General features: G+C 43.5%; 11 protein-coding genes. 5 read left to right on the top strand and 6 right to left on the bottom strand.

The features are described 5' to 3' along the window. On the bottom strand, positions 1–290 hold a 290-nt coding region (locus Q0986_RS20080), incomplete at its 3' end, for a hypothetical protein (RefSeq protein WP_299414860.1). Between the two features lie 191 nt (positions 291–481). Between Q0986_RS20080 and Q0986_RS20085 the strand changes: the two genes are divergently transcribed. From Q0986_RS20085 to Q0986_RS20095, 3 genes are all read left to right on the top strand, one after another. Then, positions 482–715 carry a CTB family bacteriocin gene (locus Q0986_RS20085; RefSeq protein WP_299414861.1) on the top strand — a complete coding sequence of 78 codons (234 nt, stop codon included), beginning with the start codon at positions 482–484 and terminating at the stop codon, positions 713–715. A gap of 1,660 nt (positions 716–2,375) precedes the next feature. Further along, positions 2,376–2,798, top strand: coding sequence for a hypothetical protein (locus tag Q0986_RS20090; RefSeq protein WP_299414863.1), 423 nt, complete (start codon positions 2,376–2,378; stop codon positions 2,796–2,798). Positions 2,799–3,640: 842 nt separating this feature from the next. Beyond that, positions 3,641–3,907, top strand: coding sequence for a hypothetical protein (locus Q0986_RS20095; RefSeq protein ID WP_299414865.1), 267 nt, complete (start codon positions 3,641–3,643; stop codon positions 3,905–3,907). 446 nt (positions 3,908–4,353) lie between these two features. Here Q0986_RS20095 and Q0986_RS23070 read toward each other — a convergent pair whose 3' ends face one another. Genes Q0986_RS23070 through Q0986_RS20110 form a run of 4 tightly spaced genes read right to left on the bottom strand, consistent with a single transcriptional unit; the run spans position 4,354 to position 5,525 of the window. Next, a complete protein-coding gene (locus tag Q0986_RS23070; RefSeq protein WP_366918637.1) occupies positions 4,354–4,716 on the bottom strand; it encodes a DUF1830 domain-containing protein in 363 nt (120 codons plus the stop codon). 30 nt (positions 4,717–4,746) lie between these two features. Then, a complete protein-coding gene (locus Q0986_RS20100) occupies positions 4,747–5,238 on the bottom strand; it encodes a hypothetical protein (RefSeq protein ID WP_299414868.1) in 492 nt (163 codons plus the stop codon). Continuing rightward, complete coding sequence (locus Q0986_RS20105) at positions 5,225–5,392, bottom strand: hypothetical protein (protein ID WP_299414870.1); 168 nt, start codon at positions 5,390–5,392, stop codon at positions 5,225–5,227. Before Q0986_RS20105 ends, Q0986_RS20100 begins: the two co-directional genes overlap by 14 nt. Further along, complete coding sequence (locus tag Q0986_RS20110; protein WP_299414872.1) at positions 5,385–5,525, bottom strand: hypothetical protein; 141 nt, start codon at positions 5,523–5,525, stop codon at positions 5,385–5,387. Before Q0986_RS20110 ends, Q0986_RS20105 begins: the two co-directional genes overlap by 8 nt. A 400-nt stretch (positions 5,526–5,925) precedes the next feature. On the opposite strand from Q0986_RS20110, the gene Q0986_RS20115 reads away from it, so the two are divergent. Next, positions 5,926–6,333, top strand: coding sequence for a DUF4253 domain-containing protein (locus tag Q0986_RS20115; protein WP_299414875.1), 408 nt, complete (start codon positions 5,926–5,928; stop codon positions 6,331–6,333). Between the two features lie 36 nt (positions 6,334–6,369). Here the strand turns inward: Q0986_RS20115 and Q0986_RS20120 are convergent, their stop codons facing one another. After that, positions 6,370–6,792, bottom strand: a complete 423-nt coding sequence (locus tag Q0986_RS20120; protein ID WP_366918638.1) for a sulfotransferase — start codon at positions 6,790–6,792, stop codon at positions 6,370–6,372. Here Q0986_RS20120 and Q0986_RS20125 point away from each other — a divergent pair. Further along, positions 6,770–7,093 (top strand): IS6 family transposase (locus tag Q0986_RS20125; protein WP_299414879.1); only part of this gene is annotated, 324 nt, incomplete at its 3' end. The genes Q0986_RS20120 and Q0986_RS20125 overlap by 23 nt on opposite strands.

Below are 7,093 nucleotides of genomic sequence, written 5' to 3' on the forward strand. Positions count from 1 at the left end.
TCCACTACGCTCTCCAATCGGGTAATCGCCTTCGATTGTTTGGGTGTCGGGTTCTCCTGTTTCCAACGTGAAAGTTGTTCCCGGTAGACCCAGAGGAAATCTTGCTGCTCAGAGTAGACGTTAATTACCCGCTGAATCGTGAAGTCATCCAGCGTATGGGGTTTCTTCTGGGCTTCCAGCATGTTCTGGTGTTGGCTTTGAACTTCTTCGAGCATCCCATCAATCATCGGGATACATTGATTCATGACCTGGATGGGTTGCCATTGGGGAGACTCGGATTGTTTGGACATGGTGATATTGGAGTCAGAGGATTAGAGGCAAGCTATCAGATCTTGAGCCACACGTTCAAGTTTGACTAAGCCTGATGTGCTCTGAATCACTCAGGCAGTACTCCGACATCACTGAGTGCCTCGAAATCTAATGGTCTACTGTTTACAGAAAGAAAAAAGAAAATTTCTAATTCATCCTTTGAGGTTTAACCATGTCTGAATTATTTACAGAATTATCTGATCAACAGCAAGAGCTAGTTGCTGGTGGAGCCATCACTACTCTCAACATCAACGCTACTTCCTTCAAGTCTGATACTGAGTTGCTTAGCTCTACTGGTGCTGCTGCCTCTGGTCCTGGTGGTTCAGCTGCCTTTGGCACAATTAATGCTGCTAACCAAGAAATCTTCACCGATGCTTTCAGCCTTCAAGCAGGCACTGTTGACTAGTCATAGGCTCTAGGTCAACTACTACCGCTAAGTTTGCCCTCAAGCTCAATGAGTTTGGGGGTATTTTGAGGTTCATTTGGCCTAATTCATCATTTTGTGGATTCCCTAAACGTCCACAAGGCACTCAAGGCGGCCCTAACTGATATAGAGCGAACTTCCATGGTAAAGAGGTACTTAAAATCGTGACGTTTAGAGGTTTTTACTTCATCTTCACATCTTATTGGCAAGATGCATTTAATGATAAGCCACTGTTCTTTCATCACTCCGGGGGAAAGACAAATTCTTGATTGCCTCTTGGCTATCTAGAGTGATGAAAGAGCTTCATGTCAAAAGGTGCTTGTAAGTGTACTTTTCACATCCGTGAAATCCAATACTGACTTGCTTTAGTCTCAATTCAAAATCATACTTTTGGATACTTATTTGTATTACTACTTATGTTTTCCACTTACCCCAGAAAGTCACTCCTCTATGCGGTTCTTGAAAAGAGGTACATTTCAGTATCTCTTAAGAATGATTTCTCCTCAGTAATCATTCTTAAGAAAATGGGTTTTTGACTGAATTCTCCACCGAGAAATTTATAGTCTCACTAATCTCTACAGAATGGCGGGGGGAGCTAATCAATAAGGAGCCTTCCCCATGGGAAAAGACTAAATCCTGCAAGAAGCTAATCGCATAGATAGTTTCACAAATTCATGTGGGCACATCCCACATCATCCATTTCAGTCGGCATAAAAATCTTGTAACCCTTTCCCCATATAAGCTTGCTCTTGATGATGTGGGGAATCTTAGCCCTGTGTGTAAGTCATGAGGTTTGGAGCAACTTGGGCAATTGATTGTTGAGCCAGAGGAGTTTGCTAATGATCTTCTGATTACTAGTCAAATAAGGGCCTTATCTTCCACCAGAAACCATAAACAAAGGAAGTGCTATGAGCGAACGGAGCTTTGTTGAACCACTACTTCAGAGCATCTATGACGCCATGATTGAAAGGGGGTGGAAAGTTCAGCCAGTTAATATGTCAGTGTTAGCGAACGATGGCATGAGATACCCTAAAAAAGAGGATGAGGGTATCATTGTTTTCAATCGTTCTGGGAAAAAACGATGGTGGTTAGTACTTGAAGCGAGTCCTGTAGATGGCTCCCCAATCGTAAAAGCCTTTAACCCCAGCTTTACTGAGACGTTCTCGGCCTCAGTATCGTCCCATCCATGTGACCTCGCACAATGCCTTGATGAATTGGACAAGAATATCAACCCAGTGCTTACTCCACTAAGGCTAATACCCTGGCTGTCTTGGTCAAGACAGTGAGTATTGATTTCAAGATTTGGGGCTTTAGTCCTGTCATGACAAGGCTTTCAAGTTTTTGGTTGAATGGGTATTTCTAGTACCCATGCAATAGCTTTGTCTGTAAGTGCCTCTTGCATTAAAAAGCAATATATCACCAGGAGGCAAATCATCTCTTCTAGGATTGTTGCAATAGAGACAGAGAAGGAGTGTTATTCAACTCTTGGTATATAATTTGCCTGAGGAAGATATTATCTGATAATTGACATCTAATCTTTTATGTAGAAGTGTTATACGCCAGACCTCAGTCGTATAACAACGGTTTGTTGACCAGTAAGCCTAAAATCTTTTGTCTACTTCAAACGAGTAGGGACAGCAGTATGGCCGCAGATTATTCCAGCTTCAAATCGTTACTTGGTAGCGTTCCACATGCACGGGATCTAGATGCTGCACGAGATACAATTCGCGACCAGCTTGATGCGTTGACTCTCGTAGGCAACTTAGTTTCACAAAATGAATCTGTAATCTTTGTTGCTGGAGGTGACAAAGAGGTTTGGCAGATACCGAAAGATGGAGTCATATCTGTTGCTGAAGCAGAGGATGTACAGAAGGGTTTCAACGGAATCCCTGTAACGCTTCTCGTTAAAAACGGTACCCGCGTTGTCATGCAACGTGAATATGAGGTTGGCAAGGATATAGTTGCACCAAGTCTAAGCGTGAATGACGATCCAGGTGCTAGCGGCAGTAGCAAGAACCTTGAAGGATATAGTCCATCGAAATATCACAAGAAAGGTTGGTATTGAGCCAGTAGACCAAACTTTTGGTTCTCTTCCTACTGCGCTTGATCGGTGATGCAAGCCATGCCGTGTACTAGAGGATGTTAGATGCCCTCAATAGCGAGTTCCATTGAAATGCAGAGTGCTGTCATACTGAATCCCCTGGAAGTATTGCAGAGATTGGATTGTAGGTAAGTCTAGTGGATACTTTTGATAAATCTGAGGTATGGGGCAGTTATTTTCGATATTCTGTACCTCTGTGGGCCGTGGGATTAATTACAAATTTTCAGAATCTCTGTGGATTCTGTATTACCTAACTCACTCCTTCACTCATCTATTTAAGTCAAGCCAAGGCCAATACTTTATCTTTTGGATTCTGTAGGGGGTCTATATTATCTTAAGACTGAGGCTCAACCATGTCAGCAAACACAGTAAACTTGGATCAACTCTTCGGTTCGCTCAACCTAGCCAACACCATTATTAACGGTGATTTCTCCGGGTTTGAGCTGGTCTATTACACTGATACGCTTAGCAAGGATTTCACCGAAGCACTCAATGAGTCCCATTTCAGTGACCAGTCCAGGGGTATGCGATTTCTGATTCAGGAGTGGCCTAAAACGATATCTACGAAACACGTGAGATTGCAGCAGAAAATCAAGGGAACAATTCTCAAAAATAAGTATTTATCGAAATTTCTTAATAATTTTAATAATTTTTGAAAAGTCGAAATATTTAACAGACATGAATTTTAGTAATATTCCAAAGTTGATTCTAGAACTGCCGCGTATAAATTCAAGCTCGAACTAGGTTAATGAAATTTCTATAGCTACACGATATAGCACCTTAATTGAAATCATCAGGAGGCTATTATGTTTGGCAAATTGAATTCTGCTCCTAAAAATAGAGCTATGCATCATAAGCATTCAGGGGAACACATAAAAAACCAATTTACTTGGGCTGATTTTTCTCTGGGAGTACTTATAATTACGTCTTTACTGTTGAACGGAGAATTAGGTACTTCTCAGAAACTTGCATCTGCTAATGTGTTGACCAAAGGTTCTGAAGCAGCTACTCAAAAAGTGGATCTTACAGAAATAGCAAGCTCACAAAAGGGTGGATGTTTCCGAGTAATGTGATATGCAGTCTCCATTTCAACGAGTTTCAGTAGATCACAAACCGCTAGCTTTGCAACGCAATATCAATGGTTTCAGGCTGCGTAATCCACTATAGTGATTCGATCTCTTATGCTCCTGAAAGGCGCACACGAACGCATAACTCGAAGATGCCTTTCTTTCATGGATTACAGCAGAATTAGACTATTGCTCCAAATGGTCTATTGACCGGGTTTCTAGAGGTATTTTCGGTCTACTGATACTATGGATAAGTTTTTCCATCACCCAGACGAACTAAACCATGAGATTACTCAAGCTAAGTTTAAAGTTACAGGTTTCTATGGGGTAGAGGGACCGTGTTGGCTTTTACCTGATTTTGATAGTTGGTGGCGTGATATAAACCTCAAGAAACGGCTCTTGCAAATTGCTCGTAAGGTGGAGAGTGAGCCAAGCCTATTAGTGGTAAGTTCTTATCTCCTTGCTGTAGTCCTTGCTGTAGCAACCAAGTCTGACGAATTTGTCTCTACCCATAGACTAGAGGTGGGGGTAACCCAGTGATAGCCGTGGTCTTTTTGTAGACTAGCACACAGGATCTTTGCGCTAAGAATTGCTGTGGCGTTCGAGTAGGTATAAACCTCTAATTCTGCGTAGGGTGGTGCTTCAAATCGGAGTTGCTGTCTCGGCAAAAGGGTACGTTCTAAGAACTGGTGAGGAAAAGTGACAACCCTCACAACCTGAATTGCTTGGGTTTTATTAACGTAGTGACAGGAAACGTCATTGTTATCTGCTGGTTTACTACACTGCTTCCCCGTATTACGAATTAGCGTCTTCATCCAGCTTGCTCCTTGTCCTGTGAGTGATTGCTATTTTTTGCAACAGCATCCACTCTCTACTGTCTGGAGTAAGCCTATCCAAGAAAGATGTTGACACTGTGAGGAAAATTGATGTTCTACTAAGTTTGCCCAATATCGGATCAATCCTGTGCCCATCCCCTGATTTCTCCAGTCTGAGGCCGTCGCCATTGTCCTAAGTCGCCATGCAGGTTCCCCGTGCCAGGTTGAGGATATTAGGGTTACACAGCAGATGACTTCTCCCTGCTGGTTTAATGCCCCATAATGCTGGGTTTCCTGGTCCTGGTCTTCTGGGAAAATGACCTCAGCGATGGGCAAACCTGGCCGTAAAACTCGGTGTCGAAGTTGGAGGATACGATCTGCGGTCGTCCTGGTGAAGGTGATCATGGTGGGTGGGGTTGCGATCTCAGATCCATCATTTAGGATAGATCGGGCATTGGACTGCACCAGCGCTTCAAACGGTCCAGTCGATTTGAGACATTGGTTGTCATCACTGTTCCTCATCTTTGGAAGTCAAGGGTTGCAGAGATTTGATATCTGATATCCAGCGATGCAGAGCACTTTTGGCAAGATCCTTGCTGGTACTCGCTACCGTCTGAATGGTCTTTTCTCCATTGGTATGCAAGACGAGGAAGGAAAACTCGCGAAGCTCAGTCATCTCCACCTCGCATCAGCACCCATAGCTCAACGACCTCACCGAATAGGCCAAGGATAGTTGGAGGCGATTCAATGTTGCTTAAAAGATTAAAGTCATCACCCCCCTCAATGACTTCTGAGGTGATGTACCCCATTTTAGCTTCAATCATTTCGTTAGATAGAAAGCTGAGCGACAAGTAGTACAAATACTCTAGTCTTTTTCTTTGTACCTTGGAAACGAACATTTTCCTATACCCTTTTCTATTTCTCTTCAAGGGAGGTGGTTACGATGATCCACCCCAAGACTTAATGTGTAGGAATAAAGTTTGACGCAATGCCTAAGCCGTTTGGCCTAGAGATTCATTTGGGAGAATACTTAGTACACCTTCGTTGAGGGCCTTGACTGGTTTTGAGATCGCAAACCTGCTACCTGTTCGATGACTCTATACCTAAAATTTTCTCTGCTTGCTCCAACTTGAATAAATCAGAGTTTAGATATGCTTCTATGGACTTAAAGAGTGGATGAATGATCAATAAATCTATCTGGGACAGCTGATGGAACTGGATCAAGCCATTGAGAAGATTCGGGAATTGGGAACCAATGGTATCAACTGTGATGTCGAAACGGATGATATTGTTCAGCGACTGACGGATTGGTCTCACAGATTTGAGTTTGAAGTGGTGGATGTGGATCACGCAACGGTTGCGATCAATTTTTCCACTCTTCCAGAGAAGCTATCTGAGTTTTGCCAGGAGGTGTATGAATTCTGTCCTGATGTCCTCGAACAAGGTTATGATTGCCTGCCCGATATGCTGGAAATGGCTGAAGAGCAAGGAACAGAGGTAGATCCTTCCGTCCTTGAACTGATACAGGGGCTAGACCCAGAGGAAGAGGACTTTGGTCTGAGGGTGATGGAAAGAGACCTTCCTCAGAATATGAAGCTTACACTGTGGTGGGATTAGAAATGGGACGAACGCCAATAATGCTTTCATTCACAACTAAGCAAGGCTCTGTTGAACATCAGCCTTAGTGAGCCCAAATTGTGCGAGTGAGTAACGGTGAGTGCCATGCTTGTTCTGAGGATTGACTTTCAGCCAATGCTTCATTCGTTGTTCCGTGACTTGATCTAGCCGCTCCCCAAAAAATTTATAAATGGAGTGAACCGTCTCTATCGGAGCTTGAATGAGATCTTGATAGTTCACATCACAAATTGAGGTAGAGGGCTCTTGGCGGCGGAACTGGTCGCCTTGTTTATAGTTATGGGAAATAAAGTCTAACCAATATTTTCCAGTCTCTGACAAATCTACTCGATCAGAGTGGAGGTTGTGTCGCAAAAATAGGGTGTTGGCCGAAAGGCAGTGGTAAATTGAGAGGCTCTGTTCCTTTTCTCTCCTGTTAATGAAAACTGCTGATCTGTTCAAATGGCGTCATTACCAATCTGAGATCATCCTGCTCAATGTTCGTTGGTATTGCCGATACCCCCTCAGCTATCGGGACTTGGAAGAGATGATGATGGAGCGAGGATTAGAAGTGGATCACAGCACCATCAATCGGTGGGTTCTCAAATATTCCCCTGAGCTGGACAAGCGCTGTCGTCGGCACCTCAAGCCTACCAATGACTCCTGGAGAGTTGACGAAACTTACATCAAAATCCGCAAAAAGTGGCGCTACCTTTATCGAGCGGTTGACTCTGATGGCTACACCCTCGACTTTCTACTCACA

This window comes from Acaryochloris sp. IP29b_bin.148 (assembly GCF_028285565.1).
GTDB lineage: Bacteria > Cyanobacteriota > Cyanobacteriia > Thermosynechococcales > Thermosynechococcaceae > Acaryochloris.

What these genes read in the sequence shown, in the direction of transcription:
- Q0986_RS20085 (WP_299414861.1), top strand. Translation starts at nt 482, where the DNA reads ATGTCTGAATTATTTACAGAATTATCTGATCAACAGCAAGAGCTAGTT.
- Q0986_RS20090 (WP_299414863.1), top strand. Translation starts at nt 2,376, where the DNA reads ATGGCCGCAGATTATTCCAGCTTCAAATCGTTACTTGGTAGCGTTCCA.
- Q0986_RS20095 (WP_299414865.1), top strand. Translation starts at nt 3,641, where the DNA reads ATGTTTGGCAAATTGAATTCTGCTCCTAAAAATAGAGCTATGCATCAT.
- Q0986_RS23070 (WP_366918637.1), bottom strand. Translation starts at nt 4,716, where the DNA reads ATGAAGACGCTAATTCGTAATACGGGGAAGCAGTGTAGTAAACCAGCA.
- Q0986_RS20100 (WP_299414868.1), bottom strand. Translation starts at nt 5,238, where the DNA reads ATGAGGAACAGTGATGACAACCAATGTCTCAAATCGACTGGACCGTTT.
- Q0986_RS20105 (WP_299414870.1), bottom strand. Translation starts at nt 5,392, where the DNA reads ATGACTGAGCTTCGCGAGTTTTCCTTCCTCGTCTTGCATACCAATGGA.
- Q0986_RS20110 (WP_299414872.1), bottom strand. Translation starts at nt 5,525, where the DNA reads ATGGGGTACATCACCTCAGAAGTCATTGAGGGGGGTGATGACTTTAAT.
- Q0986_RS20115 (WP_299414875.1), top strand. Translation starts at nt 5,926, where the DNA reads ATGGAACTGGATCAAGCCATTGAGAAGATTCGGGAATTGGGAACCAAT.